Origin of the sequence: Nonomuraea phyllanthi, assembly GCF_006334985.2 — a bacterium.
Lineage (GTDB): Bacteria > Actinomycetota > Actinomycetes > Streptosporangiales > Streptosporangiaceae > Nonomuraea > Nonomuraea phyllanthi.
The window spans coordinates 367,490-393,835 of record NZ_VDLX02000006.1 but is presented as its reverse complement, the minus strand read 5'-3'; the positions used below and the strand labels follow the sequence as shown (position 1 = coordinate 393,835).

At 69.2% G+C, this 26,346-nt stretch carries 26 protein-coding genes; 12 read left to right on the top strand and 14 right to left on the bottom strand.

Features of this window, described 5'->3' with window-relative positions; all coding sequences use genetic code 11:
* The first annotated feature begins 174 nt into the window (after window positions 1-174).
* Window positions 175-762, top strand: coding sequence for a uracil-DNA glycosylase family protein (locus FH608_RS18870; RefSeq protein WP_139631847.1), 588 nt, complete (start codon window positions 175-177; stop codon window positions 760-762).
* 84 nt (window positions 763-846) lie between these two features.
* On the opposite strand, the gene FH608_RS18865 is transcribed toward FH608_RS18870, so the two are convergent.
* Window positions 847-1,197 (bottom strand): GNAT family N-acetyltransferase, encoded by a 351-nt coding sequence (locus FH608_RS18865; RefSeq protein WP_193318498.1) that lies wholly within the window; start codon window positions 1,195-1,197, stop codon window positions 847-849.
* Between the two features lie 379 nt (window positions 1,198-1,576).
* Between FH608_RS18865 and FH608_RS18860 the strand changes: the two genes are divergently transcribed.
* The 3 genes from FH608_RS18860 to FH608_RS18850 all read left to right on the top strand — a co-directional run bounded on the left by FH608_RS18860 (window position 1,577) and on the right by FH608_RS18850 (window position 3,616).
* Complete coding sequence (locus FH608_RS18860) at window positions 1,577-2,344, top strand: SDR family NAD(P)-dependent oxidoreductase (RefSeq protein WP_139631845.1); 768 nt, start codon at window positions 1,577-1,579, stop codon at window positions 2,342-2,344.
* Window positions 2,345-2,526: 182 nt separating this feature from the next.
* Entirely contained in the window at window positions 2,527-2,805 is a 279-nt protein-coding gene (locus tag FH608_RS18855) for a hypothetical protein (RefSeq protein WP_139631844.1), read from the top strand.
* Window positions 2,806-2,974: 169 nt separating this feature from the next.
* Window positions 2,975-3,616, top strand: coding sequence for a sigma-70 family RNA polymerase sigma factor (locus FH608_RS18850; protein WP_139631843.1), 642 nt, complete (start codon window positions 2,975-2,977; stop codon window positions 3,614-3,616).
* Between the two features lie 198 nt (window positions 3,617-3,814).
* Here FH608_RS18850 and trxA read toward each other — a convergent pair whose 3' ends face one another.
* The 4 genes from trxA to FH608_RS18835 form a co-directional block, all read right to left on the bottom strand.
* On the bottom strand, window positions 3,815-4,138 hold the full coding sequence (gene trxA, locus FH608_RS18845; RefSeq protein WP_317135568.1) for a thioredoxin: 324 nt from the start codon (window positions 4,136-4,138) through the stop codon (window positions 3,815-3,817).
* Window positions 4,139-4,315: 177 nt separating this feature from the next.
* Window positions 4,316-4,621, bottom strand: coding sequence for a DUF427 domain-containing protein (locus FH608_RS18840; RefSeq protein WP_139631842.1), 306 nt, complete (start codon window positions 4,619-4,621; stop codon window positions 4,316-4,318).
* Window positions 4,622-4,764: 143 nt separating this feature from the next.
* Window positions 4,765-4,923: a hypothetical protein gene (locus FH608_RS51545; RefSeq protein WP_193318497.1), complete on the bottom strand. Its 159-nt coding sequence runs from the start codon at window positions 4,921-4,923 to the stop codon at window positions 4,765-4,767.
* Window positions 4,924-4,964: 41 nt separating this feature from the next.
* Window positions 4,965-5,561 carry a sulfite oxidase-like oxidoreductase gene (locus FH608_RS18835; protein ID WP_139631841.1) on the bottom strand — a complete coding sequence of 199 codons (597 nt, stop codon included), beginning with the start codon at window positions 5,559-5,561 and terminating at the stop codon, window positions 4,965-4,967.
* Between the two features lie 302 nt (window positions 5,562-5,863).
* Here FH608_RS18835 and FH608_RS18830 point away from each other — a divergent pair, with 302 nt between their 5' ends.
* Window positions 5,864-6,463 carry a class I SAM-dependent methyltransferase gene (locus FH608_RS18830; protein WP_139631840.1) on the top strand — a complete coding sequence of 200 codons (600 nt, stop codon included), beginning with the start codon at window positions 5,864-5,866 and terminating at the stop codon, window positions 6,461-6,463.
* 31 nt (window positions 6,464-6,494) lie between these two features.
* The gene (locus FH608_RS18825; RefSeq protein WP_139631839.1) at window positions 6,495-7,070 is read left to right on the top strand and encodes a DUF2218 domain-containing protein; all 576 of its coding nucleotides are present in this window, start codon (window positions 6,495-6,497) and stop codon (window positions 7,068-7,070) included.
* Between the two features lie 22 nt (window positions 7,071-7,092).
* Here FH608_RS18825 and FH608_RS18820 read toward each other — a convergent pair whose 3' ends face one another.
* On the bottom strand, window positions 7,093-7,671 hold the full coding sequence (locus FH608_RS18820) for a TetR/AcrR family transcriptional regulator (protein WP_139631838.1): 579 nt from the start codon (window positions 7,669-7,671) through the stop codon (window positions 7,093-7,095).
* 256 nt (window positions 7,672-7,927) lie between these two features.
* Here FH608_RS18820 and FH608_RS18815 point away from each other — a divergent pair, with 256 nt between their 5' ends.
* Window positions 7,928-8,476, top strand: a complete 549-nt coding sequence (locus FH608_RS18815) for a DUF4396 domain-containing protein (RefSeq protein ID WP_139631837.1) — start codon at window positions 7,928-7,930, stop codon at window positions 8,474-8,476.
* Between the two features lie 414 nt (window positions 8,477-8,890).
* Window positions 8,891-10,309, top strand: coding sequence for an MFS transporter (locus tag FH608_RS18810; RefSeq protein ID WP_139631836.1), 1,419 nt, complete (start codon window positions 8,891-8,893; stop codon window positions 10,307-10,309).
* A 248-nt stretch (window positions 10,310-10,557) separates the two neighbouring features.
* Here FH608_RS18810 and FH608_RS18805 read toward each other — a convergent pair whose 3' ends face one another.
* The gene (locus tag FH608_RS18805; RefSeq protein WP_139631835.1) at window positions 10,558-11,784 is read right to left on the bottom strand and encodes an MFS transporter; all 1,227 of its coding nucleotides are present in this window, start codon (window positions 11,782-11,784) and stop codon (window positions 10,558-10,560) included.
* A gap of 72 nt (window positions 11,785-11,856) precedes the next feature.
* Between FH608_RS18805 and FH608_RS18800 the strand changes: the two genes are divergently transcribed.
* From FH608_RS18800 to FH608_RS18785, 3 genes are all read left to right on the top strand, one after another.
* Complete coding sequence (locus tag FH608_RS18800; RefSeq protein WP_193318496.1) at window positions 11,857-12,699, top strand: LysR family transcriptional regulator; 843 nt, start codon at window positions 11,857-11,859, stop codon at window positions 12,697-12,699.
* A 258-nt stretch (window positions 12,700-12,957) separates the two neighbouring features.
* A complete protein-coding gene (locus FH608_RS18790; RefSeq protein ID WP_139631832.1) occupies window positions 12,958-13,509 on the top strand; it encodes a TetR/AcrR family transcriptional regulator in 552 nt (183 codons plus the stop codon).
* A gap of 69 nt (window positions 13,510-13,578) precedes the next feature.
* Complete coding sequence (locus FH608_RS18785; protein ID WP_139631831.1) at window positions 13,579-13,797, top strand: hypothetical protein; 219 nt, start codon at window positions 13,579-13,581, stop codon at window positions 13,795-13,797.
* Window positions 13,798-13,954: 157 nt separating this feature from the next.
* On the opposite strand, the gene FH608_RS18780 is transcribed toward FH608_RS18785, so the two are convergent.
* The gene (locus FH608_RS18780; protein WP_226899695.1) at window positions 13,955-14,956 is read right to left on the bottom strand and encodes a LacI family DNA-binding transcriptional regulator; all 1,002 of its coding nucleotides are present in this window, start codon (window positions 14,954-14,956) and stop codon (window positions 13,955-13,957) included.
* Between the two features lie 67 nt (window positions 14,957-15,023).
* On the opposite strand from FH608_RS18780, the gene FH608_RS18775 reads away from it, so the two are divergent.
* Window positions 15,024-16,283, top strand: a complete 1,260-nt coding sequence (locus FH608_RS18775; protein ID WP_193318495.1) for an MFS transporter — start codon at window positions 15,024-15,026, stop codon at window positions 16,281-16,283.
* A 198-nt stretch (window positions 16,284-16,481) separates the two neighbouring features.
* Here the strand turns inward: FH608_RS18775 and FH608_RS18770 are convergent, their stop codons facing one another.
* From FH608_RS18770 to FH608_RS18745, 6 genes are all read right to left on the bottom strand, one after another.
* Window positions 16,482-19,955 (bottom strand): ThuA domain-containing protein, encoded by a 3,474-nt coding sequence (locus tag FH608_RS18770; RefSeq protein WP_139631829.1) that lies wholly within the window; start codon window positions 19,953-19,955, stop codon window positions 16,482-16,484.
* Window positions 19,956-20,353: 398 nt separating this feature from the next.
* Complete coding sequence (locus FH608_RS18765) at window positions 20,354-21,187, bottom strand: sugar phosphate isomerase/epimerase family protein (protein WP_139631828.1); 834 nt, start codon at window positions 21,185-21,187, stop codon at window positions 20,354-20,356.
* Between the two features lie 38 nt (window positions 21,188-21,225).
* Window positions 21,226-22,443, bottom strand: coding sequence for an ABC transporter substrate-binding protein (locus tag FH608_RS18760; RefSeq protein WP_139631827.1), 1,218 nt, complete (start codon window positions 22,441-22,443; stop codon window positions 21,226-21,228).
* The gene (locus FH608_RS18755) at window positions 22,430-23,380 is read right to left on the bottom strand and encodes an ABC transporter permease (RefSeq protein ID WP_139631826.1); all 951 of its coding nucleotides are present in this window, start codon (window positions 23,378-23,380) and stop codon (window positions 22,430-22,432) included. The genes FH608_RS18760 and FH608_RS18755 overlap by 14 nt, the downstream gene beginning before the upstream one ends.
* The gene (locus FH608_RS18750) at window positions 23,377-24,390 is read right to left on the bottom strand and encodes an ABC transporter permease (RefSeq protein ID WP_139631825.1); all 1,014 of its coding nucleotides are present in this window, start codon (window positions 24,388-24,390) and stop codon (window positions 23,377-23,379) included. The genes FH608_RS18755 and FH608_RS18750 overlap by 4 nt, the downstream gene beginning before the upstream one ends.
* Window positions 24,391-25,857, bottom strand: a complete 1,467-nt coding sequence (locus FH608_RS18745) for a sugar ABC transporter ATP-binding protein (RefSeq protein ID WP_193318509.1) — start codon at window positions 25,855-25,857, stop codon at window positions 24,391-24,393.
* Window positions 25,858-26,346: the final 489 nt, after the last annotated feature.

Here is a 26,346-nt window from a genome sequence, read left to right as displayed (position 1 = left end):
TTGGGGCAATTCGTTCGCGGCGCCCGTGGAGCCCCTGCCGACGACACTCATCGACGCCTCCCAAGCCAGAGCGCGGCATGGCGGAACCAGAGGGTCCGCTTTAAGGTTCAAAGCGGCTGGTTCTACGGCTAGGATCCCCTGGGCTGGACTCGATGGTCCAACGTGGAGGGAACCGTGAAGAACAGGCTCGATGGGATCCGGGCTGAGATCGTCGCACACGACTCCAACGCCTGGGCGCGCGAACTCGGCTATGAGCCGATCTACTCCGTGGCGCCGGACGCCCGGATCGCGCTCATCGGGCAGGCGCCCGGCCGGAGGGCCCAGGAGAGCCGCGTGCCGTGGAACGACGCCAGTGGTGTGAAGCTGCGGACCTGGCTGGGCGTTGACGACGAGCAGTTCTACGATCCCAGCCTGTTCGCGATCCTCCCGATGGACTTCTACTATCCGGGCAAGGGCGCGTCCGGCGACCTACCACCGCGTAAGGGCTTCGCCGACCTCTGGCACAAGCGAATCCTCGCCGAACTGGGGGACCTCGCCCTCACGATCCTGGTGGGCGGGTACGCCCAGAAGTACTACCTGGGTGATCGGGCCAAGCCGAGCCTCACCGAGACGGTGTCCGCCTATGCCGAGTACCTGCCGTCGATGATCCCGCTCGTGCACCCGTCGCCGCTGAACTTCCGCTGGCAGGCCAGGAATCCCTGGTTCGAGGCCGAGGTCGTCCCCGCGTTGCGGTCGTTGGTGACCAAGGTGATCACCGCATAGCCCGGTCTCCGGTGGTCGTTCGTCATAGGAGACCCCGGACCGTGACCGGTGTGACGGCGCGCCCGTAACGGATCGTCCAGCGCGTCACCGCTCGCCGTTCGTGTCTCGCGCGGTGCGGGTGGCGATGAAGGCCGAGCGGTTGATGTCGACGACATCCTTCCATTCGGGGTGTACCTCGACATAGTCGGCGACGAACCCGCAGTAGACGCCGGCCTTGGTCTGGCTCCGGCTCAGATCTTCGAGCGCGTGGCGCGCCAGTGCGGAAGCGACGCCTCGATGCCGTTGGTCCTGGTCCACGTAGGAGTGCGTGAGCGAGACCCGTCCGCCGGTGGTCTCGTACGCCAGACTGCCGACGACCTGGCCGTCGATCAGTGCCTCGTAAAGACGGGTGGTCTCATCCTTGCGCACCTCGACGGTGGCCGGCGATGGCTTCATGCTCTCTTCTCGCATCGTCTCGTCTCCGATCGGTGGGTCCGGCCGGCGCCCGGCTAAGGCGCGTGCGGACTATCGAGTCCAATTTAGGGCACGTCAGCGGGTGCACCGTGCGCTTCTGGCGCGCCGTACATGGACTTCGGCGTCCCAGCGGGTCCGCGCCTTCGCGCCAGGCAGAGGTCCGCCTGATCGCAGGGCCCCATCCGGGTCGTCTCCGGTCATCCCCGTCGTCGCGTAGCGAGATGCCGGCTGGTTTCCAGGCTTCCGACGACCTGGCATGTAAGACCTGCCGCGAGCAGGTCACTCACCAAGACGTACCAACGGGATCTCGGGTTCAGAGGCCGACTGCGGCACGAGCCGCATCGCGAAGGAGTGAAGAAGCATGGGCGCTTTCGAAGGGCGCAAACTGATCGCTGTCGGCGGCAGCAGCGGCATGGGACGGCAGAGCGCCGAAGACGTCATCGCGGCCGGCGGCTCGGCCGTCATCATCGGCCGCGACCAGGCCCGCGTGGACGACACCGTCAAGACCTTGTCCCAGAACGGGGAGGCATGGGGCATCACCGCCGATCTCGCCGACCGCGACGACGTCAGGCGGGTCCAGGACACGCTGGCAGCCGAACACGCTGACGCCACCCTGCTGGTGAACTCGGCCGGCTTCTTCGTCCCCAAGGCCTTCCTCGACTACGAGGGCTCCGACTACGACGCCTACCTCGAGCTCGCCAGGTCAGCCTTCTTCCTCACCCAGACCGTCACCCGAGGCATGATCAGTGCCGGCGGCGGCGCCATCGTCAACATCGGCTCGATGTGGGCCCACCAAGCCATCGCCGCAACCCCCGCGACCGGTTACTCGATGGGCAAGGCGGCCCTCCATGCGCTCACCCACAACCTGGCCATGGAGCTCGCGGAGCACAAGATCCGCGTCAACGCCGTGGCGCCTGCCGTAGTCGCGACCCCCCTGTACGAGGCGTTCGTGCCCAAGGACCAGCTGGACGCCACGTTCAACAGCTTCAACGGCTTCCACCCGCTCGGCCGCGTGGGAACGCCCAAGGACGTCGCCTCCGCGGTGACGTACCTGCTCTCCGACGATGCCGGCTGGGTCACCGGCGCGATCCTCAACGTCGACGGCGGCGTCATGGCGGGCCGGAATTAGCCCCCCAAGAGATCCCCGGCCACGCGAGGTCCGTGGCACAGCACGCCCGCGGCAATCGAGCGCCTGACGCCACGACAGCGGGTGGCATAGAACGATTGTCCCTTTGGCCACCCGCGTTCGATGCCGCTCCCCGAAATAGCTGCAATCGACAGTCCAAGGCATGAATCGACCAAGGTGGACGCGTGGACAACAACGCGCAGAACGAACCCGGCGATCAGCGGGGGGATCACTGGGCTCGGCTGGACGCCTTTCTCCGGACCGATCCGCGCGACGCCGGCTGCGACGAAGCCATGGAGATGCTGGACGTGTACGCGGAACTGCTTGCTGCGGGCAACGACCCCAGCAAGCGGTTCCCGGACGTTCGTGCGCACCTTCTGGCCTGCGGTCCATGCGCCCAAGACCTGGAGGGCCTTGTCTCGGCACTCACAGGACCGGACTCCTCTCAGCCCGGCCGGCCGTAGCACGCCGGCGAGGGCCCACGAGAGGCGGGTTCCAAGCGACGTTCGGCCCACCTGGTAGATTGGAGCCATATGGACTTTTTCGTCCACTATATGGTGGCTTAGGGGTGGCACCGGAAGTGACCTGACCAGCGCGTACACGGTTTGTGCTGCTCCGACGGAGGAGGTTGCAGTGGACGACGCGGAGCTCGATCGACAGAACCGCCGGTGGGTGCGGGATCTCGCCGCCGCAGGCCCGCAGAGGGAGACGACATGCGCCGAGCTGTATCCCTTGCTGCTCCGCGTCGCGCATGCCGAGGCACGTCGACGCGCTCCCGTCCTCAAGCTGGACGGCCCAGAACTCGAGGACATCGCCCACCAGGCCGCCGCTGACGCGCTGATGGCCGTCACCGAGCGTCTGGACACCTTTCGAGGTGAGGCACGGTTCACCACGTGGGCGAGCAAATTCGTGATCTTCAACGTCGCCACCAGGATGAACCGCCACTTCTGGCGTCGCCACGAGGTTCCGTACGAACAAGAGGACTGGTCCAAGATCGCTTCGCGCTTCGACGTCAGCCCGGAGGACGAGGCGCAGGTCCGGGAGTTCGCGGCCGCCATCTCATCCGCGGTGGAAGAGAACCTGTCCGATCGCCAGCGGCTCGTGTTCGTCGCGACGGTCCTCAACGGCATGCCGATCGACGTTCTGGCCGACGAACTGGGCTCGACCCACAACGCGCTGTACAAGGTGCTCTTCGACGCCCGGAAGAAGCTCCGCGTCGCGCTGGTGGCCAATGGCTACCTGCCCGCCGAAGCACCTGCGGTTCGGTCGGCCTGAGGTCGCCCGTTCTCGGACGTAACCGTCAACGCCGCTCCGGCCCATGGTGGGTGACGGCGTCGAGGTGCTGTTCGAGCCCTTTGGCGGAGGCGGGACCGGCGGCGCCTTGTCCGGACGTTGCCCGGCTGACCGCCTCCGCTGACGGGGTCGCGCGCATCGCTTCAAAGAAGCGCACACCCCGTGCCGCTCATGGTTCGTCTAGGAGCCGCTGATGTAGTCGGCGAGCCGGCGCTCGAGCTCGGCCTTCGGGTGAGCGCCGACGATCGTCGTCGCCAGGTTGCCGTGCTGGAACACGGCGATGGTCGGGATGGATATGACGTTGTAGCGTGCGGCGGTCTTGGGGTTCTCGTCGACGTTGAGCTTGGCGACGGTGAGCTTGTCCGCATGGTCTGCGGCGATCTCGTCCAGGATCGGCGAGACTATCCGGCACGGGCCGCACCACGCGGCCCAGAAGTCGACGACGACAGGAGAATCCGCCGCCAGCACCAACTTCTCGAACGAGTCATCGGTCACCGTGATCACTTGAGTTTCCATCATGGTCTCGCCTCCGTTGTGGGCTCGGAAATCTGCGGAGCGCGGAACCTGGCGCCAGGGTCCGCATCGCGCACCTGGTTGGTGGCTGCGGGCATGGACGGTCTTTCGACCTGCGGCGTGATCGTTCGGCGGGGCCATGGACGCATCACACTCCCGCCAAGACCGTCAGAGCTCGATCCGTACCTGGCGCCCATCGAACGCGACATAACCGCTGAAGTCGCGGCCGACACGGGCCGCCGCCGACTCCTTGATGTCCGGGTACGACCAGGCCCCGTCCCTGAGCACCGTCTCGCCGACCAGGACGTCGTGATACTGCGCCCTCCCCTTCCAGGGACAGGTGTACGGCGTCGGGCTGTCGCGGAGCACGCCGGCCACGACCGAGTCCGGCGGGAAGTAGGCGTTCCCCTCTATCCTGACCACCGCCTCGTTCGCGGCCTCGGCCACGACGGTCTCCCCAACCACTGCCTTCATTCCGTTTCCCCTCATCGATCCTTTGGCGACCGGCCGCATTCGCCCTCGTGATCGGCCGTGTGGGCGCGCGAGGAGGTGCGGGCACAGTCGGATTGCGCGTTCGACTGGAGGTTGGTGTCGGGAAGGGCTCTCCCTCTTACGCGTTACCCGAGAACGCGCTGCCGCTCGTCACCGATCTCCATGATCTCCACCAGGTACGGCGAGACCTCGCCGCGGGGCAGGAGGTCGGCGGTGACCGCGACGCGGTCGGGCGTGGCAGGCTCGGCCGGCGAGCAGTTCCGTCGGGCCGAGCAGCCGTCCACGGCCGGCGTACGTCTACGTGCTGACCGGGCAGATGTCCGTGTCAGTCACCGGCGTGCCGCTCCTCGCGCCACGGGTCCCCGTAGTTGTGGTAGCCGAAGCCTTCCCAGAAGCCCGGCTCGTCGAAGCGCTGCATCGTGATGCCTTTCACCCACTTCGCGGACTTCCAGAAGTAGAGATGCGGCACCAGGAGCCTGGCTGGACCGCCGTGCTCGACGTCGAGCGGCTCTCCCTCGTACTCGTACGCGATCCAGGCCTTACCCCCGACCAGGTCCTCCAGCGGGAGGTTCGTCGTGTAGCCCCCGTACGAATGCACCATCGTGTAGTCGTCGTCGGTCTCGATGTCCTCGAAGAAGGTGTCGAGCGCGACGCCCCGCCACTGGGTCCCGAGTTTCGTCCACCGGGTCACGCAGTGGATGTCGACGTTGATCTCCTCGGAGGGCAAGGCCATCATCTCGTTCCAGCTCCACCGCTTCGGCTCGCCGCTCTCAGGCGTGATGGTGAAGCTCCATTCCTCCGTAGAGACCAGCTGCGTCGGCCCGGCCGTCAGCACGGGGAATCCGTGGGTCAGATGCTGGCCGGGCGGCAGATCGACGGCATCCGGATCGTGATGGCCGAAGAAGCCACGCGAGATTGTCACACTGTGCTCTCTTCCAGACACAACGGTTTTCGGTGATGGGCGTCTCACGGCCGAGTCGATGGCAGCGGCCGCGATATGGACGATTTCGTCCAATTTAGGATTCCACGGTGACCGGTGTCAACGCGCACGCGGTCCGTCGCGCACCGCGCTCTCCGGGAGCCGCTCTTCCCGGGCGGCTGCGACTGCCCTGAACGCGTGGCGCATCTCCCGGCCCCTGTTTTGCGATACATAGTGTATATATTGCAAACAGGTCGCTTCGATAAGCGGCGCCATGTCGGGTCCTCGGACGGAAGGGAATCTTCATGACGGATACGCCGCACGGGTCGCAGGAAGGGCTCTACAGCGGCCCGCTCCCCTGGGACATCGGCCGCCCCCAGCCGGCGTTCCTCCAGCTCGCCGAGGCCGGCGCCCTTCAGGGGCAGGTGCTGGATGTCGGCTGTGGCACGGGCGAGCACACGCTCATGTGCGCCGCGCTGGGCCTGGATGCCACCGGCGTCGACCTCGCCCCCATCGCGATCGATCGCGCCCGGGCCAAGGCCCGCGAGCGCGGGCTCACCGCGCGCTTCCTCCGCCATGACGCGCTCCGGCTGGCCGAGCTCGGCGAGTCCTTCGACACGGTGCTCGACTCCCTGGTGTTCCACATCTTCCCCGACGGCGAGCGGGGCGCCTACGTCGAGAGCCTGGGCTCGGTGCTCGAGCCGGGCGGCCGGCTGTTCCTGCTGTGCTTCAGCGACCGGCAACCGGGCGAGGGCGAGTACGGGCCGCGGCGCGTGAGCCGAGCGGAGATCGCGGACGCGTTCGCTCACGGCTGGAAGATCGACTCGATCGAGGCCGCCAGGATCGACAACACCGTCATCCCCGAAGGGGTGCGGTCCTGGCTCGCCGCGCTCACCAGACTCTGACGTCCCGCCTCAGATCACCGAAAGGAACGCCATGCCGACCACCGAAGGCCGAGTCACAACGGACCGCGCCGACCGGTATCTCGTCCAGCTCTGCCGCCACGCGGCGCACATGGGCTCCGGGTTCCCCGCTCATCCCGGCCGCGACCCTCACCTGGGCGGCGAGCGGCCCGAGGACGTCAAAGCCGAGTGGTCCGACGCCGATGGCACCATCACCGTGGACGGGGCGACCTGCGTCCTGCGGGCCACCCCGGACGCGTTGACCTTACGTGTCGAGGCAGACGACGAGGAGCGACTGCGGCGCGTCCAGGCCCTGCTCACCCGGAACATCACCAGAATGGGCAGACGCGACAACCTGACCGTGGTCTGGGACCGGCCCGGCGGGGGAACCGCCGGCGCGCCGCGTCGAGGACGGCACACCGTGCTCGGACTCACGCTGGCCGCGGTCCTGGCCGTCGCCGTGCACGTGGCTCTGGCCGCGGGCATGCTCTCGATCCCGCAATGGGCGAGCCTGGGGTCGGACCTCGTCCTGGTGGCCGTACTGGTGAAGGCCGCCCTCGTGGCCACGCACCTCTGGCGCCGCCGCCGCTCCTCCCCCGGGGCCGGCTGACGCCGGCCCCGCGGGAACCGGCTCAGCGGGCTCGCAACCCGGCCAGGGTGACCGCGACGAGCCGCCGGACAGCCGCCTGCGACGGGAGGACGGCGCCCGCCCGCAGCGCGTGCAGGCAGAACGCGGCGAGCTCGTCCGGCGCCACGTCGTCGCGGACGGCCCCGGCCCGCGCGGCATCGGCCAGCGCGTCACGCAGCATGGCGGACAGCCGGTGCTGGGCGTGGCCGACGTCATCCGGCCGGTGCAGCAGCGCGACCAGGTCGGGGCCGAAACCGTGCCGTGCCATCTGATGGTGGATGAGCGCGTACGTCTCCAGAACGGCTTCCAACCGCTGCCCGGCGTCGCCCCCACGCTCCCCCGCCCGGGCGAGCTGCTCCAGGTGAGCCGCGACGTGACGGCCGTGCCAGGCGGCCAGAATCGTCTCGACGTCGGGGAAGTACTTGTAGAGCGTCGCCCTGCCGATGCCGGTCTTCTCGGCGATCTGCGACATCGTCACCGCCAGCAGCCCCCGCTCCCGCACCAGCTCGACGGTGGCGTCGAGAATGGCGTCGTGCACGGTACGGCGGTGCGCCTCGATCGTCTCGTTCCACAGCTTCGGCACCCGGCCAGTGTACGAGCCGCCGCAGAGGCCGCATTCTGCCGGAATGCATACGCCCTGTCTCGCACAGGCCATCGACCTGCGACGTCCCGCTCCGCGCGCGCTGTCAGATCCCGCGGTCATCGCGATCATCCGGGTGGACCTGACGCGCGCCGCTCGAAGCGGACGCGCATGACAGGACGCCGGGCGCACCGCTCCTCGCTTTGCAGCGATACCCCCCCGCCGTACAGTTGGAGCTTCACGACCGGGGAGCATCTTCATGGACCACAGCGATCACCATCACGCGACGCCTGACCCCGGGCGGCCCTCCGGGCACGAGCGGGTTCACCATGCGACCGAACCGGCCGGGCAAGATCACCCGCCTGCGGCCACCTGGGCGATGGCCGCGCAGGCGACGCTGCACTGCCTGACCGGGTGTGCCATCGGCGAGGTGCTGGGCATGGTCATCGGCACCGCCGCCGGCCTCTCCAACGCCGCGACCGTGGTGCTGTCGGTGGCGCTGGCCTTCGTGTTCGGCTATGCGCTGACCATGCGGGGCGTGCTGCGGGCGGGGGTGGGCTTCCGTACGGCGTTGAAGGTCGCGCTGGCGGCCGACACCGTCTCCATCCTGATCATGGAGATCGTGGACAACACGGTCATGCTGGTCGTGCCAGGCGCCATGGACGCGGGCCTGGCCAGTTGGCTGTTCTGGGCGGCGCTGGCCGGGTCGCTGCTGGTGGCGTTCGTGCTGACGACGCCGGTGAACAAGTGGCTGATCTCCCGCGGCAAGGGCCACGCGGTGACGCACCAGTACCACCACGGCCACTGAGGACCGCCCTCCAGCGCTCCGTGGGGCGGTCTGCCCTGACACATCGACGCCGATCGGGTCTGCGGCATCGACCCGTCCCCCGGCATGCTGCGTCCGGCAGCCCGGCACAACCGTGGACGCGACGTCGATCCACGACCTGGCGCCGCGGCGGTCACGGGCCGTCCCGACCGCGGCTTCGATGTCGTGGTCCTTTTCGACTACGCCTGACAGTGCCGAGCTGCACGTAGCGGGCCATCCGGCTTCGCAAGGCTCCATCCGCGGCCGAAGACGCGCCTTGACACATACCCCCTAGGCGTATATACATCTTCCTCATATACCCCCTACAGGTATGGCAAGCGTCGTTCGGACGCCTCGGCCTCCAGCAGGGGCTGGCATATGCCCTACCCCCGTAGGGCAGATTTTGGAGAGTGCACCATGTCCGTACCATCCTCACGGCGTTGGGCCGCGCTGGCCTTGATCGCCGCGGCGCAGTTCATCGTCATCATGGACACGTCGATCATCGGAGTGGCCCTTCCCCGCATCCAGGAAGACCTCGGCTTCTCGCAGGAGAACCTGTCCTGGGTCTTCAACGCCTACGTCGTGGCCTTCGGCGGGCTCCTCCTGCTCGGCGGCCGCCTGTCGGACCTGTTGGGCGCCCGCAGGTTGTTCGGCGCCGGCTGGTTGATCCTGCTCATCGGCTCGCTGGTGGCCGGCGTGGCCCCCGAGGTCTGGGTCGAGTTGACCGGTCGCGCCGTGCAGGGCGTCGGTGCGGCGCTGATCGCGCCGTCCGCGCTCACCCTGCTCATGATGCTGTTCGGCCACGATCCCAAGGAGCTCACCAAGGCCCTCGCCCTGTACGGCGCCGCCGCTCCGGCGGGCGGCACCGCGGGGGTGTTCCTCGGCGGCGTCATCACCGAGTACCTGAGCTGGCCCTGGGTCTTCTACATCAACATCCCGATCGCGCTCGTCGCCCTACTCGCCACCGGCCCTCTGATGCCCGCCACCCGCACCCGGCGCGGCGCCATCGACGTGACCGGCGCGCTGACCGTCACCGCCGGCCTGGGCGCCGCCGTCTACGCCATCGTCCGCGCTCCCGAGATCGGCTGGGACTCGGCGCAGACCTGGCTCGTCCTGGCCGGTGCCGTCGTCCTGCTCGGCGCCTTCGTCGCCGTCCAGGCCCGCCGCCGCCAGCCGCTCATGCGACTGTCGATCTTCCGCACCCCGAACCTGGCCGCCGCCAACCTCACCCAGCTCCTGCTCGGCGGGGCCTGGATCCCGATGTGGTTCTTCCTCAACCTCTACCTGCAGCAGGTCCTCGGCTACAGCGCCTTCCCCAGCGGCGCGGCCCTGCTGCCGATGACCGTGCTCATCATGCTCGGCATGATCGTCCTGGCTCCCCGCGCCCTCGCACGGTTCGGCCCCAAGACGACCACCGTCACGGGCCTCGTCCTGCTCGCCGCGGGAATGGCCTGGCTGTCGCTGATCAGCCCGCACGGCAGCTTCGCCGTCGACGTCCTGCCCGCCGGCCTCGTCGCCGCGCTCGGCATGTCGCTGGCCTTCATCCCCTCCCTCGGCACCGCCATCTCCTCCGCCCGTCCCGAGGAGGGAGGCCTCGCATCGGGCATCGTCAACACCAGCTACCAGGTCGGCTCCGCCCTCGGCCTGGCCGCCATGACCGCTGTCGCCGCCGCCAACGGCTCCGGACAGCTCGGCAACCTGCCCGCCCTGACCAGCGGCTTCTCCGCCGCCTTCGTCGGAGCCGCCGGCATCGCCCTCGCCGGCGCCCTGCTCGCCGCGGCAACCCTGCGCACGCCCAGGACCGTGGACACCGAACCCGCCGCCGCGCGGCGCTGACCGCCCGGAGGATAATCCCCATGTCACACCAATGGACGACCTCGACGCCCACTTTCCCGGCCTCCTGGACGCCATCGTCACCGCCTACGACCGGCAGGCCGCCCAAGCCCCGGCCCTGGACGCCCCGATCACCGGCCATCGATCGGCGCACCCGTCATCGATGCGGGGCCGGCGGGCCGGCCGCCTTCCACGTGACCGCCGCGACGATCACCCCGAGGAGTACGCCCGTAGCCGTACCGGAGCCGACGTCACGGGGCCGGCGCGCCGGCGTCACAGGGCTCGACTTCCTGCGAGGAGGACGGCGGAGACGGCGCGGCAGCGGGTGAGCGGCGCGAGAGCAGGGATCCCACCAGCGCGGCGAGCAGGCCGGTCAGGCCGGCCGCCGCGAATCCCGCCGCCGGCACGGACGCGTCGATCGCCGCTCCCACGATCGGGGAGCCGAGCGCGAATCCCGCGCTCGCCGCCGAGGAATGAAGACCCGCCGCCTCGCCTCGCACGCCGGCCGGGGTCAGCCGGCTCACCGCATCGGCGACCGTGGAGAGGGTCGGTGCGGTGAGCAGCCCGGCACCGATGAGGGCCGCACACAGCCAGCGCCAGTCATGGGCGAGTCCGGCCGGAACCGTCACCAGCCCGAGCAGGCCGAGCAGCAGCCAGGTCGGCATCGGCCGGGGCAGCGCACCGTACACCAGGCCACCCACGACGGACGTGACCCCGAACACGGCCACGACCACGGACGCCCACGAGAGCTGGCCGACTTCCTGAAGGGTGGCGACGATGGCCAGATCGACGCCGCTGAGCAGCATCGCGACGCCGAACCCCATCGTCAGGACGGCGACCATGCGCGCTCCCAGCCACTCCCGGCGCCGGGGGCGGGCCGCCGCCTCGCCGTCCGCCTCGTCCTTGGCCCGCAGCGGCGGGTTGAGCAGGGCGATCCCCGCCCCGCCGGCGACGATCGCGGCGCCCACGCCCCATGCCACCACGCTGGGGGACGCCGTCGCCGCGCAGAGGATCACCACCGCCGGGCCGACCATGTACGACAGCTCGCCCGCCACCGACTCCAGCGCGAACGCCGCCCGCCGCTGCCCTGCCGTCGTCATCGCGGTGATCGCCTGCCTGGTGGTCGACTGGACCGGCACCATCAGCAGACCGGCGGCGAAGGCGGCCCCCACCAAGATGATGTACGGCAGCACGGGAACGGTCAGCCAGAACACGATCTGCGGCACGAGTGTGGTCAGCAGCACGGTACGCAGGCCCCGCCGGTCGATCATCCGGCCCAGCAGCGGGCCGCCCAGCGCGACACCGGCGGTGAGCGCCGACACCACGATGCCCGCCGCCGCGTAGCTCATGTCGAGGGCGACGAGGACGTACATGGTCAACGCCACCCCGTCCGCTGTGATCGCGGTACGAGCGAGCAGCGAGATGCCCAGCAGTGGCGTCATCCCCGGCACCGCGAGCACCTGTCGCAAAGTGGTCACCGATGGGACGTTAGACGGCCCGGAACGTCATAGGAAGTCGTCAATTCGTTGGGGCAGGCATAATGGATGCTTATGACACGTGACCTCGAGACCGCCCTGCTGCGCTCGTTCGTCACCACCGTGCGAGCGGGCAGCATCAGCCGCGCGGCGGCGGCGCTCGGCCGCACCCAGCCCGCGCTCAGCCAGCAGCTGCGCAAGCTCGAAAGGGCCGTCGGCAGTCCGCTGCTGCATCGGGCGCCGTCCGGCGTCTCGCCGACCCGGGTGGGCGAGGAACTGCTGCCCTACGCCGAGCGCATTCTCGCGCTGTCGGCGCAGGCACTCGCCGAAACGGGACGCGCGCTCACCGGGCACTGCGGGGTGGGAGTTCACGAGGATCTCGCTGCTTCGCGCCTTCCTCAGGCACTCGCCGACCTCGCCCGGCTGCACCCCGACGCGACGCTGGAGGTGCTGACCCTTTCCGACGCGGCGATGCGGGAGGCCTACGACACGGGCCGTGTCCAACTCGTGCTGGACGAGGTCAAGGATCTTCCCTGGCCGCCGCGCTGGACGGTGCGCCTGCCGCTGGTCTGGGCGGTCGGGCAGGGTGTCGCCGTCGACGCCGATCCGCTGCCCGTGGTGCTGTTCTCCAACGCGTGCTCCTGGCGGACGTCGGTGCTGGAAGCGATGGAGAACACGGGGCGCCGCTGGCGGGTGGCGTTCGAGAGCAACAGCCTCGCCGGAGTGCTCGCCGCACTACGGGCCGGGCTCGGGGTCGCGGCGCTTCTGCCCGCCAACCTCGAGCCGGCCATGGCCTGCCACGACCCGGCCGCGCTGCCCGCCCTGCCGGACGTCGAACTCGGCCTCACCCGCCACCCTGACACCGAAGGCGATGCGCTCGTCGACGCTGTGGAGACCGCCCTGCGGCGGATGATCTGAGCCGCACACCTGACCCGCGGCCGACCCCACCGGGGACGCGCCGGTAATGGCCACCGGCGTCCTGGTCATCTTCGACCGCCGCCCCGAAGCTCCGCCCTGGAGGGAACGCGGCGGCTTCGAGCAGGCGACCACCCCGTCCGGCCGCCGGGTCACCGTCCTGCGTGCATGGTGGGTGACGCAGTCACCATCGCCGTCGGTCCCGCCATTGAGGGGAGGATTGCTTTCATAACTGTACCATCCGACCGGTATGGTGGGGGTATGCCACGACCGAGCTCGAAGGAGCGTCTCCTCGACGCCGCCGCTGACGTGCTGCTGTCGCAGGGAGGTGAGTCGCTCACCCTCGAAGCCGTCGCCAAGCGGGCCGGGGTCTCCAAGGGCGGGCTGTTCTACCACTTCCCCACCAAACAGGCTCTTGTCCGCGCCATGGCCGACCGGCTGACCAGGGCCTTCGAGGACGCGCTCGCCCAGGCGGGCCCCCATCCGGGCGACTTCTTGCGCGCCTATGTCGAGGCGACCATCCCCGAGCGGCACACCACGGCCACGGTGCCCGCCGACCGTGTCACCGTCGCGCTGCTCGCCGTGCTGTTCGTCGACCCGGCGGAGCTCGAGCCGTTGCGCGAGAGGTTCGCCGCCTGGCAGGCCCGGCTCGCCGACGACGGCATCGACCCCGCGGCGGCGACAGCCGTACGGCTGGCCGTGGACGGGTGGTGGGCGGCCAGGCTGCTCGGGCTCGGCCCGCCCGGACCTGAGCTGCATGAGGCAACCCGCCGCTACCTGATGGAGGCCATCGACCGTGCCGCGCGCGAGTAGGGTCCTGATGCTCGTCACGGATATCGGCTTCGTGGCATTTCGCCGTCACCGGTCTTCGGGCTGATCCCGATGGAACGGGACTCCCCCGAAGCCCGATCGACGGCGACGCTCATCGCTCAACGGACGCCTGATCCGGCCTGCGTCACCTGGTGTTCCGGTCTCGACGTCGAGCAGGTCGCGCGCTGTTCCGGCGCGGACCCGGAGAGCGAGACGCCGATGACCATCACGGGCGCCGAGATCGAACACGACGACGTCGCCGCGGTACCCAAGTCTCCTGTGGCCACATGACCGATCAGTGGCTGGAGACGGAACACTCCCACTTCGTCATGTCCACAGAGGTCTGAGAGCCTGCCGACGAAAGGGGGGCGGGTCAGGGGGCGGTAGAGGCCTGGCCATCGTCGTGAACGGGAGCGTGCTCCCGGTAGCCGAGGGGGTGTCCAAGGGATCATGCCCCGTGGGCGTCGGAGGCGGACGTGATGGACCATGGGATCTCTTCGCCGTTCGGCTGGTCGGGGTTGAGTGCCAGGCGCGCGCATTGGCGGCCTTGGTCCCGAAGCGGGTTGGTGACGGACGTGATGCCGAGCCGTTGGCCGGCCGGTGACGCGTCCCAGCCGAGGTAGGCCGCCTGCGGGTGGGTCTCGCGGAGGGTCTGGTGGGCTCCGAGGGCGAGCTCGTCGCTCATGGCGATGACGAGCGCATGGGGAGTGAGCTGGGGGGCGAGTTCTCGCGCCGCCGCGGCGCCATCGGCCTGGGTGTTGCGTGCCACGACGGCGACGGGCGTGCTCGTCCAGCTGAGCCCGGCCTGTTCGATGGCGGTACGGTAGCCGCGCAGACGGGCGTCGGTGACGGGAAACGGTGCGCGTGACGGCAGGTTCGCGCCGGTCGTCACCATGTGCTCGCGGTGGCGATCGAGCGGGAAAGAGATCAGTACGGGCGTCCGGCCGTCGCGGAGTGCATGGGAGGCCACCGCGCGTGCGGCCTGGTAGTCGTCCTGGGTGACGCACGTGATTCCCTGACGTGGTGGACCCCCCTGGATGACGGCGGGGCGCGGATCGCCGGCGACCGCCGCCAGCACCGGATCGTCCTCCGCGGTGGTCCACAACACGAAACCATCGACTGCCGCGGACAGCACCCGATCAGCGTCGGCGGCGTCGCCGCGCGTGGGGATGAAGGTGAGACCTCGGCCTTCCTCGACGCAGACCTCCGCGACCCCGGCCAGGAACTGCGCCGCTTGGGGGTCGTCGAAGGCATACGCCAGGTGCTCGCTGAAAACCACCCCGAGCTGGTGCGTACGACCGGATTTCAGCGCGCGCCCCACGGCGTCCGGGCGATACCCCAGCTCGCTGGCCGCGCGGTGCACGCGCTCGCGGGTGGCGGTCGCGACCCGCGCGGGCCGGGTGAAGGCATAGGAGGCGGTCATGGGGGACACTCCCGCACGAGCCGCCACGTCCTTCAGCGTCACACGTCTACGGCTGGCTGGCACGGGACCATCTTATTTGTGTAGCGTTACACATATGTCGACCGAGATCGCTCGCCCCTCCACAGCGCTCCGTGCCGCGCCGTTCCTCGGCTTCGCCGGATTCGGCGCTTTCTGGGGTGTGTGGGGTGCCAGCCTCCCCCTGCTGCGCGCCCAAGCCGATGTGAGCGATGCGGAGTTCGGCATCGCGCTGCTCTTCGTGGCCGCCGGGGCCCTGCCCGCCATGCTCCTGACCGGGCGGCTCATCGACGCGCTCGGGCTCCGTGTCGCCGGCGTGCTGCTCGCACTGCTGGGCGTCATGGGCCTCGTGGTTTCCCTCACGTCGGCGACCTATGCCGCGTTATGCGCCGGCATCCTCCTGGCAGGAGCCGGTTCTGGAGCGTCTGATGTGGCGATCAACACCCTGGCGGCGACGGTTGAGAAGCGGACCGGACGCCCCATCGTGGCCCGCTCGCACGCGGCGTTCTCCGCCACGGTCGCCGTCTCCAGCCTGGGCGCCGGCGCGCTTACCGGACTGGCGGACAGCCTGCTGGTGAACTTCGCCGCGGCCGCCCTCGTCACCGTGGCCCTCGGTCTGGCCGTCATCGCCGCGACGCGCTCGGTCCCCGCTCAGGACGCCGCCGTACGCAAGGGCCAGAACGTGCCGACGCACGCCGGTCACGCGCCGCGATGGATGCCCCTGCTCGTGATCGGTGCGATCGGCGCATTGGCGTTCGCGTCGGAGAATGCGTACCAGTCCTGGTGTGCCGTCCTGCTGACCGACGGGTTCGCGGCCTCGTCCCCGCTGGCCGCCGTCGCGCCGGCGGCGTTCGCCACGACGGCGGCGCTGGCCCGTTTCGCCGCCGCCACGATCACCTTCCGGCACCCGATCGTCACGTTGGCCGGCGGAGGCGTGATCGCCACGACCGGAGGCGTCCTGACGGCGTTCGCGCCCACGCTGCCGCTCGCGCTGGTGGGCATCGTCACTGCCGCGGCGGGCACCTCGATCCTCTTTCCCACCTTGCTGTCCTACGGACTTCGACCGATCCCCGACGAGTCACGCGGACGAGCCACGTCCGCCATTTCCACCGTCGCCTATGTCGGTTACCTCGCCGGCCCCGCGTACTTCGGCCTGCTCGCTGACGCCACCGGAGTGCAGCAGGCGTTTCTCGGCATCGGCGCACTGACCGCCGTGCTCCTGGCGACGATCCCGGTGCTGTCGGCGCTCAAGCGAGCAGCGGACGTCCGCTCCCCCGGCGAGACGCCGTACTCGATTCGCACCCGACCGGCCCGAACGCACAGGACTCCGGAGCCCTAGGAGCTTCTGGCAGATGGTCGGCGGACGAGGCGCTCGACCACGTGGCGAGGCGAGGTCTGCGCCTCCTTCGCTGCACCGCGCCTCGCGGCTCAGGCCGAGGGCCGTAGAGCCCGTCACGGCAATGACGCTCACGACGTCCAGGCCCCGGAGCTGCCGCAGGAGTGCGGGCCGGCTCCGGGGCTGGGTGTCATATGGCGTTCAGACGCGGTTCCACTTCTGGTTGTTCTGGCCGTTGCACGGCCAGATCTGCACCTTGGTGCCGTTGGCGGTGCCGGCGCCGTTGACGTCCAGGCACTTGTTCGCTCCGACGGCGGTGATGCTGCCGTCGGAGTTCAACCGCCACTTCTGGTTGTTCTGCCCGTTGCAGTCCCAGATGATCACGCCGGTACCGTCCGCCGTTCCGGCTCCGTTCACGTCCAGGCACTTGCCGTTCACGCGCAGCTCACCCGCGTCGGTCGACGTCCACTGCTGGTTGGATTGCCCGTTGCAATCCCAGATCTGGACCTGTGTGCCGTTCGTCTGCGAGCCTCCGTCGAGGCAGCGGTTCGATCCCACACCCCGCAGCGCGGTCGTGCTGCCCGGGGACGAGCCGTCGCCCTGCCCGACGCCCTGGCCGATGACGGTGAACGAGTCCATGTCGAACGAGTTCGCGGAAGGCGCCTTGAACACGACGTAGACGTTGTGGGTGCCACCGGGATCGGTGACCTGAACCGCGGGCAGGGACACGTAGGTGTTCCATCCTCCGGTCGCCGGCACGGAGCCGGAGGCGATGAGAGCCCCTGTCGGCGAGTCGGCGTGCAGTTCGATGGATCCTCCAGTGTTGGATGGGGCCGAGACCCGGAAGGACACCGTGTCGATCCCGGACAGGTTGATCGGGCTGAAGGAGATCCAGTCGTTGTTGGAGATGTCGCCGATGCGCCTGCCGCCTTCGGCTCCGCTCTCCTCGATGACCCGGATCCCGGACGAGCCGGTGAAGTGCTCGGCCTGCTTGTGCTTGGGCTGCAGGGTGATGCCGGCGCTACCCTTCAGTCCGCCGTTGTCGGTGTAGTCGGCGGACAGGGCGTAGTAGACGTTGGCGGCCTCGTCATGGCCGGAGGCGGTGGTCGTGACCGTCCCGGAACAACCGGTGTACTGGCCGGTGTCGTGGGCGTGCTGGTCATGGCCGAGCGCGGTGATCACGTTGACCTTGGTGCAGTCGGCGGTGCCGTCCTCGGGGTCGGTGACGTTCACCGTGTAGTCCACCTCGTCGCCGAAGTCGAAGAACCCGCCGTCGGGCGGAGCCGAGAAGGCGACCTCGGGACGGGTGTTGCCGACCACGATGGACAGCGTGACGCTGCCGGTCTTCCCGCCGGAGTCCCGTACGGTCAGTGTGGCCGTGTACGTCCCGTTGGTGTCGTAGGTGTGGGACGGGTTCGCGCTGGTGGAGGTCCCGCCGTCGCCGAAGTCCCACGCGTAGGTGATCGCGTCGCCGTCGGGGTCGGACGAGCCGGCCGAGGAGAACGCCACCGTCAGCGGCGGCGTGCCCGAGTCGGGGTCGGCGCTCGCCTTGGCCAGGGGCGCCCGGTTCCCGGCCACGTAGTCGATCCGGTAGACGCTGTCATCGGTGTTCGCGTGGCCGAAGCCGTTGCCCCAGTCGGCCATGTACAGGGCGCCGTCCGAGCCGAACTTCATGTCGATCGGCGCATGCGGGGTGAGCTGTGCCGCCAAGGGGTTGATCTTCAGGAGGTTGCCCGAGGAGTCCAGGCGGAGTTCCTTGACGAAGTTGCGGCTCCATTCATAGAGCAACGGCGTGCCGTCGAAGTACTCGGGGAACTTGCGGTCGGAGTCGCTGTCGCCGTCGTAGCGGTAGAAGGGGCCGCCCATCGGGGCGGCACCGCCGCAGCAGTCGATCTCGGGGAACTCGGCCGAGGCGTGGTAGTTGTACCACACGGTCGCGGGCTTGGCCGCGGGCAGATTGGTCAGGCCGGTGTTGTTGGGCGAGTTGTTGACCGGCGCCGAGCAGTTGAACTTCGCGCCGGAGGTGTTGGTGGCGAAATTGAAGTCGTTGAACGGGATGTTGTTGCCGACGCAGTACGGCCAGCCGTAGAAGCCCGGCTGCTTGATCAGGTTCCACTCGACGGTGCCCTCGGGACCGCGGTTGGAATTCGCGGCGCCGGCGTCAGGGCCGTAGTCACCCAGCGAGATCCACCCCGTCACCTTGTCGACCGAGAAGCGGAACGGGTTGCGGAAACCCATCGCGTAGATTTCCGGCCGCGTCTTGGCCGTGCCGGGCGCGAACAGGTTGCCGGACGGAATCGTGTAGGTGCCGTCGGATTCGGGGTGGATGCGCAGGATCTTGCCGCGCAGGTCGTTGGTGTTGGCCGCGGACCGCTGGGCGTCGAAATGTTCCCGGCCCTGACGCTCGTCGATCGGGGCGTAGCCGCTGGACCCGTTGGGGTTGGTGTCGTCACCCGGGCCGATGTACAGGTTGCCGCCCGGACCGAACGCGAGGTAGCCGCCGGTGTGGCCGGGCTCGTCGACGTTGCGGTACGCCGGAACCTCGATCACCTTCTTCTCACTCGACAGGTCGAGACCGGTGCCGTTGAAGGTGAACCTCGATACCCGGTTGACCTCACCGCCGTTGGACGGCGAGTAGTTGATGTAGATCCAGCCGTTGGTGGTGAAGTCCGGGTCCAGCGCCAACCCGATGCCACCGTCCTCGCCGCCGTCGTACACCGACAGGGTGCCGATGACGCGCGTGCCCCCGCCGTCGGCGGGGATCAGGTTGACCTTGCCCGACCGCGAGATGTAGAAGACCCTGCCGTCGGCGGCCACGTCGAGTTCCATCGGCTGGTCAGGCGCGCCGTCGAGGGTCACCTTCTGGAACCGGGCCGCGACCGTGCCGCCGCAGTCGCCCTGCGCCGCGCCCGCCGCCCACTTCACCCCGCCCAGCAGGTGCTGCTGGAAGAGCGGCTCCGAATAGGAGGACGCCTGGTGGCCCATCGCGGTGGCCCACACCCGGCCGCCCTCCGGGTTGTGGCACCAGGAGATCGGGTGATCGGCGCCCATCCTGTTGGACCCGGCGTCATAGGTGGTCTCGTCCGCGGTCACCAGGACGTGGACCGAGCCCCGCATGTTCTTGTCGAAGTTGTACCACTCCTCCGTGCGCACCCACCGGTCCGGCAGCCCCTCCGTGGAAGGGTGGACCTTGTCGGCCACCTTGGCGGTGCCCTGCAGGACCGCCGAATGCGCGGTCATGTGCGCGCCGGCCAGGACGACCTGGTCCCACCAGGGGAACTGCGACTCGATGTTCATGTCGGTGGCGTTGTGAATCGCGACGACGCCGTGGCCGCTGCGCACGTACGCCTGCAAGGCCTGACGCTGCGCGTCGTTGTCCCACACCATGCCGCTGGTCTGGAACATGATCACCGCGTCGTAGGTGTTCAGGGTCGAGGTCGTGAAGACGGCGGAGTCTTCGCTCTGGTCGAGCTGGAAGTCGTTGTCGGCCGCCATCTGCTGGAACATCGCGATACCGGCGGAGATGGAGTCGTGCCGGTATGCACCGCTCGCGGTCTTGGAGAACAGCAGCACCTTGAACTGCGGAGCGGCCGCGTGCGCCACCAGCGGCACCGCGGACAGCCACAGCCCTAATAAGACTGCGGCGAGGGCGGGAAGCAGGCGTGATGTTCGCATGAAGGATCTCCTGGGGGGTTACCGGCAACGGACGGGGTGGAAGGGTGGGAAGGCACGCGTCGTCCCGCCGATGCCGACCGTCTTCAGCGTGTGGCCGCCCATCGAGTCCGGGCGGCCGGGCCTGACCATGCGACAGATATCGAATCGATTCGGAACGAAAATAGGTCGGGCTTAACAGGCATGTCAAGCATGCTTATCCAGCACATCAGAGACCTCTTTTCTTTCCACTGCGGTGAGCGCCTACCTGCCCTTACCGGTAATCGCCCATGTCAGGTGGAGCCTCCCCGGTGGTACGCTCTCTCACCGTTACTCGACCGGGCGAGGATCCGCTCTACGGCCGGATAATCCGGGCGCAGATAAGTATGAAACTTTCATGGCCGGCTGCCGCCCGCTCACCGTCAGAGGGTGCGCATATAGGCGAGGCCGTCCACGGCGAGCGCGTCCTGGCTCTCCGCGAGGGGCCGCCAGATGGAGGCCGCGGTGGCGATGGTCCGGTTGTGCGCGGTGAAGGACTCGATGACGAGCGGCCCTCGATAGCCGACGTCGCGCAGGGCCCGGGTGAAGCCAGGCCAGTCGAAGCGGTCGGCCCCCGGCGTGCCGCGATCGGTGCCGCACACCTGCACGTGCGCGATCCGTTCCGCCGCGACCCGCACCGCCCGGGCGGGGTCCTTCTCCTCGATGTTCATGTGGTAGGTGTCCAGTGCCAGGTGGCAATCCTCGGGCAGCGCCTCCAGCGCCTGCTCGACGGTGTTGAGGAGGCTGGTCTCATACCGGTTGAGCGGCTCGACCGCGAGCTTCACCCCGCGCTCGGCCGCGTGGTCCAGGACAGGCCGCAGGTGCTCACGCAGCTCGGTGTAGATGTCCCGGCGCTCGTCCGGTGACAACCGCCACGTACGGCCGACCGAGGAGTACGCCGGCCCCCCGATCACCGGCGAGCCGACGGTCGCCGCCACGTCGACGCAGTGCCGCAGATAGTCCTGGGTGTCGCGGACGGTCTCCGGGGAGGCGGCCACGAGCTCGCGCCCCGGCGGCATGACCAGCACCACGGACGCCGCCAGACCGTGCTCGGCCAGCACCGCCGCCGCCTTCACCGGGTCCCAGTCGCCGGGCTGCTCGACGGGCAGCTCGATGACGTCGAAGCCCCACCCCGCGATGCGGGGCGCGAGCCGCGCCAGGGCGTCGTCGGTCAGCGGGGAGACCCAGACCCAGGTGTTCACGCCGATGGAGAACATGGCATCCCTCTTCGTCGTCGGTTGGCGGAAGGAGCCGATCAGCCCTTCTTCCCGCCCCAGGCCTCGGGGAACCCCGGCAGGTCCTCGCAACCGCACAGCGCGTAGTGCAGCGGCGGCATGTTGGGCTTGAGGTAGGTCGACAGGTTCTCACTGGTGACCTTCGGCTGCGGCAGGTTCCACGTCTCGGGCACCTCCTCGCCCTTGAGGATCTTCAGCGCCGCGATGATCGGGGTGCGCCACTGGTAGGTCGGGTACGTGGGCGCGACGGCGGTGAGGTTGGAGTCCTTCCACTTCTGCAGGAAGTCCTGCTGGTCCTCACCGTTGATCGGCGGCACCGGCACGCCCGCGTCCTCGAACGCCTCGATCGCCGCCACCGCCGTGGCGCCCGAGTCCATCCAGACGCCGTCGATCTTGCCGTGCCGCTGGATGTAGTCGCTCACTATGCTCTTGGTCTTGGCGGCGTCGCCGTCGGTGAACTCCACCCCCACCACCTGAAGCCCGCTCCTGTCGAAGACCACCTTCGCCGCCGACCAACGGGTCTCCAGCACGTCCACGCCGGGCAGGATGCGCAGTGCCAGCACCTTGCCGCCCGCCGGCACCTTCTCGACCAGGAACTCGGCGGCGTCGGCACCGAAGGCGTAGCCGCCGATGGGCTTGATGAACGTCACCGGGCAGTCCGTCTCCACGCCCCGGTCGAACACGATGACGGGCACCTCGCCGCAGGCCGCCGTCACGGCGGGGGTGAGCGTGGCCGTGGTGTTGGGCGAGACGATCAGCGCGTCGCAGCCCTTGACCTGCAGCTCCGCGATGTCGGAGATCTGCTTGTCGTCCTTGCCCTCGGCATCCAGTGCGGTGAACTTCCCGATCTCCTTGTGCAGGCCGACCTCGGCCTGCATCGTCTTCCAGCCGACCTGGCGCCAGGGGTTGTTGACCGCCGCGTTGGAGAAGCACAGGTGGTACGGCCCCTCCTTCTTGTATGTCGCCGTGTCGATCATCTTCGGGGCGATGGCCTGCTCCCAGGGCTTGTCCGCGGGGCCTTCCGGTGTCTGGGAGCGCATGGCCAGCTGGGCGTCGAAGTCCGCCTGCACGAAGAACTTCGACTGTGCCCCCGTACCGGAATCCTGTGCCTCCGTGCCCGATTCCTGAGCACTCGCGGCGGGCGCCGCGGGCTGGGTCGTGGCCGCCGGCTTGTCGGTGGTGCAGCCGGCGAGCACGAGCGCGGCGAAAGCGGCGGCTGCGGCCTTATGACGCTGCATGTGCGTCTCCTCTTCGGGGGGTGAACTTCCGGGGAAGTCGGATGGCTCCCGCCGCGACCGCGGCGATGATGATGACGCCCTGCACGGTGAACTCCAGCGCCCCCGAGATCCCGTACAGGTTGAGCAGGGTGAACAGCGCCTCCAGCGTGAAGGCTCCGGCCATGGCGGCCGGCACGGAGCCGCGGCCGCCGCCGAGCACCACGCCGCCGAGGACGACCGCGGTGATGGCGGAGAACTCCAGTCCCTGGCCCGCCTGTGCCGAGACCCCGGCGAAACCGCCGAGCAGGATCGCCGCGACTGCCGCGGCCAGACCGGAGAGCATGAAGGCGACGATTCTGGCCCGGTCGACCCGGACCCCGGACAGTGCCGCGGCACGCTCGTTGTCACCGGTGGCGATGAGAGTCTTGCCGAAATCGGCGCGCATGAGGACGATCACTGCCGCGCCCACGGCCAGCAGGATCAGCACCGACCACGGCAGCGGCCCGATGCCGCCGCGGCCGAACGTCCGGAAGCTTTCGGAGAGCGCGCCACGCGGCGCGCCGCCGGTCCAGAGGAAGACCGCCCCGCTGAGGACGAGCAGCATGCCGAGCGTCACGATGAACGACGGCACCCGCAGCTTGGTGGTGACCACGCCGTTGACCAGTCCGACGAAGAGCCCGATGACGAGCAGCAGGGCGAGGACCGGCCAGGTGGCCGACTCGTCGCCGTCGATGAGGCGCGCGGCGATCACGACTTCCGCCGTCACCAGAGAGCCGACCGACAGGTCGAACTCGCCGGAGACGATGACGAAGTACTGTCCCGCGGCGAGGATCACCAGCGGCGCGGCCCGTTTGAGGAACGCCAGGAACCCGGCGGGCTCCAGGAAGAAGGGGTTGGCGACCGCGATCGCGGCCAGCAGCACCGCGAGGACAGCGAGGATGGGAAGTGCCTGCTTCATACCGACCGCCTTGTTCCGCGCCGGGCGTAGACGGCCACTGCGGTGACGATGACCACGCCGCGGACCACGTCCTTGGCGAAGGAGTTGACCTCGAGCTGGTTGAAGATGGTGTCCAGGACGGCCAGCAGCAGGACCCCGCCCACGGTCCCGGCGACCCCGCCCTTGCCTCCGGCCAGCGCGGTCCCGCCGAGCACGACCGCGGCGATGGACTCCAGGTCGTAGCCGCCGTCGGTGCCGACCGTGGGCGCCCCCGCCCCGAGCCTGCCGGCCAGCAGCAGGCCGGCGATGCCGGCGCAGACGGAGCAGAGCACGTGGGTGATCACGATGACCCGGCCCGTGCGGATCCCCGACAGCCGGGCGACCTCCACGTTCCCGCCCACCGCGTGGATCCGGTATCCCAGCCGGGTCCTGCTCAGCAGGAACCAGGCCACGACGGCGACCCCTGCCCAGAGCATGGCCGAGACGGGGATCGGCCCGATGCGGGAGTAGCCGAGGAGCTGGAAGGACTCCGGCACCTTGCCCGCCGGGCCGTCGTACAGATGGTCGACGATGCCCTTGATGATCAGTGCGACGCCGAGCGTGGCGATGAAGGCGTGGACGTGGAGCCTGGTGATGACCAGCCCGTTGACCAGCCCCACCAGCGCGCAGACGGCCAGCGTCGCGGCGACGGCGGGCACGATGTTCCCGTCCTGTCCCGCCATGGTCTCCGCCGCGACCAGCGAGGCCAGGCTGATCAGGTACGCCACGGACAGGTCGAGCGACCCGGCCAGGATCGCCAGCGTCTGCCCGATCGCCACGATGCCGAGGGCTGCCGAGCGCTGCTGGATCCCGACGACGCTCTCCATGGTGAGGAACTGGTCACCATGGAGCGAGACGAGGGCCCAGCCGACCGCGATCAGGCCGAGCAGCGCGAGGAACACCACCTGCGTGGGTTCGCGTAATCGCGCTGCCAGGCCGCCTTTCGCCTCGCCGCGGGGGGCGGGACGGCGGACGCGCACGAGCAGGTTCATTCAGGCCACCTCTCCCGCGGCCAGGTGCAGGATGGCCTCTTCGGAGCTGCCGGCCGGCAGCGTGCCGGCGACGCGGCCGTCCCGCAGGACGACGACGCGATCGCTCATGCCGATGAGCTCGGGCAGCTCGGACGAGATCATCATGATGGCCATGCCGTCATTGGCGAGTTCGCGCATGAGGTCGTGGATCGCTGCCTTGGCCCCGACGTCGACGCCCCGGGTCGGCTCGTCGAACAGCAGCACCCGCGGCGCCATCGTCATCCATTTGGCGAGCACGACCTTCTGCTGGTTGCCTCCGGACAGGTAGCGGACCTGCTGTTCCTGGCGCGGAGGCGTGAGGCGTACCCGTTCGAGCAGGTCGCGGACGCCGTTGCGACCCTTGGCCCCCACCGCGCGGGCGACGAGCAGGGCGTTGTCGCGCACGGACTGGCGCAGGACGAGCCCTTCGACCTTGCGGTCCTCGGTCACGAGCCCGATGCCCATGGCCACGCCTTCCCGGACCGAGCGCGGGCGCGAGGGGGTCATCTCGCCCGTGGTGAACGGCTCCGCGCCGAAGATGGCTTTGGCGAGTTCGGACCTACCGGACCCCTGCAGGCCCGCGATGCCGACGATCTCCCCGGCGCGCAGTTCCAGATCGATGTCGCGGAGCTTGTGGTTGCCCGCTCCGCGCAGGCCGAGCCGTACCTCGCCGGCACCCGCCGAGCGGGGCGGGAAGTAGGTTCCGAGGTCGCGGCCGACCATCAGGCGGATCAGCTCGTCGGGGGTCACCTCGCCGATCGGCAGCGTGGTGACGCGCGAGCCGTCCTTGAGCACGGTGACCCGGTCGGCGAGGTCGAACACCTCGCGTAATCGGTGGGAGATGTACACGACGGCCACGCCGCGCTCCCTCAGCCGCCCGATCAGCCGGTAGAGCAGCTCGACCTCGTGCTCGGCGAGCGCCGCGCTGGGCTCGTCCATGACGACGAGCCGGGCGTTCACCGACAACGCCTTGACGATCTCGACGATCTGCTGCTGGGCCACCGACAGGCGCTTGACGGCGTCGCGGGGGGCGAAGGGGTCCTCGCCCAGCTCGTCGAGGAGGCGCGCGGTCGCCTGCTCCATGGCGGCCCGATCGACCATCCCGCCGGCCAACCAGGCGACCATCCTTCCGACCGGGTCGCGCCTGACGGGCTCGCGTCCGAGGAAGACGTTCTCGGCGACGGTGCGCTCGGGCAGCAGGTTGAACTCCTGGTGGATGATCGCGATGCCCGAGCGCTGCGCCTCGAGCGGATGGCCGAAGGAGACGGGGCGGCCGTCCATCTCGATCGTGCCCTCGTCCGGCGCGTGAACCCCACAAATGATCTTCATCAGGGTGGACTTGCCTGCGCCGTTCTCGCCGACGACGGCGTGGACCTCGCCGGCTGTCACGTCCAGGTCCACTCCGGACAGCACCCGAACGCCCAGGAAGCTCTTGCCGACGCCACGCATGCTCAGCACGCGATCCACCTCCCGTCTCCCCAGCCATGAGGGTGATCATGAGGCCCGTTGGTAGATTCTGGCTTATGCCCTCATGTTGCGGGATGTTAAGTGGGCTTATGTCGATGGTCAAGCAAAAGCCCGCATCCGCACGACGTAATCGGGCGATGAGCCCGGCAACCGCGCGGCATCGCCGGTATGACGGCTAGGGTGCTCGCGAAAGTCCTCCGCCCGAGACGGCGGTCCAGGCGGTGATGGCCGTAAGCGGCTGATGATAGGACGACGATAAGCCTTCTTATGCTTGACCATCGGCAAAAATAGCTCTTACCATCCCGGAGACTTATCTACCGGATGTCTTCCGCAATCCCGACACGATGGAGCTTTCATGGACAGGCTCGGTGTGTGGCTTATCGGGGCACGAGGATCCGTGGCGACCCACTGCCGTCGTGGGCACCGCGGCCCTCAGGGCGGGAGCCGCGACCCCGCAGGGATGCGTGGGAA

Bases quoted from the DNA above. Each gene is read 5' to 3' on its own strand.
- FH608_RS18865 (WP_193318498.1), bottom strand. From the start codon at position 1,197: ATGAAGCCATCGCCGGCCACCGTCGAGGTGCGCAAGGATGAGACCACC.
- FH608_RS18860 (WP_139631845.1), top strand. From the start codon at position 1,577: ATGGGCGCTTTCGAAGGGCGCAAACTGATCGCTGTCGGCGGCAGCAGC.
- FH608_RS18840 (WP_139631842.1), bottom strand. From the start codon at position 4,621: ATGAAGGCAGTGGTTGGGGAGACCGTCGTGGCCGAGGCCGCGAACGAG.
- FH608_RS18830 (WP_139631840.1), top strand. From the start codon at position 5,864: ATGACGGATACGCCGCACGGGTCGCAGGAAGGGCTCTACAGCGGCCCG.
- FH608_RS18825 (WP_139631839.1), top strand. From the start codon at position 6,495: ATGCCGACCACCGAAGGCCGAGTCACAACGGACCGCGCCGACCGGTAT.
- FH608_RS18815 (WP_139631837.1), top strand. From the start codon at position 7,928: ATGGACCACAGCGATCACCATCACGCGACGCCTGACCCCGGGCGGCCC.
- FH608_RS18810 (WP_139631836.1), top strand. From the start codon at position 8,891: ATGTCCGTACCATCCTCACGGCGTTGGGCCGCGCTGGCCTTGATCGCC.
- FH608_RS18800 (WP_193318496.1), top strand. From the start codon at position 11,857: ATGACACGTGACCTCGAGACCGCCCTGCTGCGCTCGTTCGTCACCACC.
- FH608_RS18790 (WP_139631832.1), top strand. From the start codon at position 12,958: ATGCCACGACCGAGCTCGAAGGAGCGTCTCCTCGACGCCGCCGCTGAC.
- FH608_RS18785 (WP_139631831.1), top strand. From the start codon at position 13,579: ATGGAACGGGACTCCCCCGAAGCCCGATCGACGGCGACGCTCATCGCT.
- FH608_RS18775 (WP_193318495.1), top strand. From the start codon at position 15,024: ATGTCGACCGAGATCGCTCGCCCCTCCACAGCGCTCCGTGCCGCGCCG.
- FH608_RS18770 (WP_139631829.1), bottom strand. From the start codon at position 19,955: ATGCGAACATCACGCCTGCTTCCCGCCCTCGCCGCAGTCTTATTAGGG.
- FH608_RS18765 (WP_139631828.1), bottom strand. From the start codon at position 21,187: ATGTTCTCCATCGGCGTGAACACCTGGGTCTGGGTCTCCCCGCTGACC.
- FH608_RS18760 (WP_139631827.1), bottom strand. From the start codon at position 22,443: ATGCAGCGTCATAAGGCCGCAGCCGCCGCTTTCGCCGCGCTCGTGCTC.
- FH608_RS18755 (WP_139631826.1), bottom strand. From the start codon at position 23,380: ATGAAGCAGGCACTTCCCATCCTCGCTGTCCTCGCGGTGCTGCTGGCC.
- FH608_RS18750 (WP_139631825.1), bottom strand. From the start codon at position 24,390: ATGAACCTGCTCGTGCGCGTCCGCCGTCCCGCCCCCCGCGGCGAGGCG.
- FH608_RS18745 (WP_193318509.1), bottom strand. From the start codon at position 25,857: ATGCGTGGCGTCGGCAAGAGCTTCCTGGGCGTTCGGGTGCTGTCCGGA.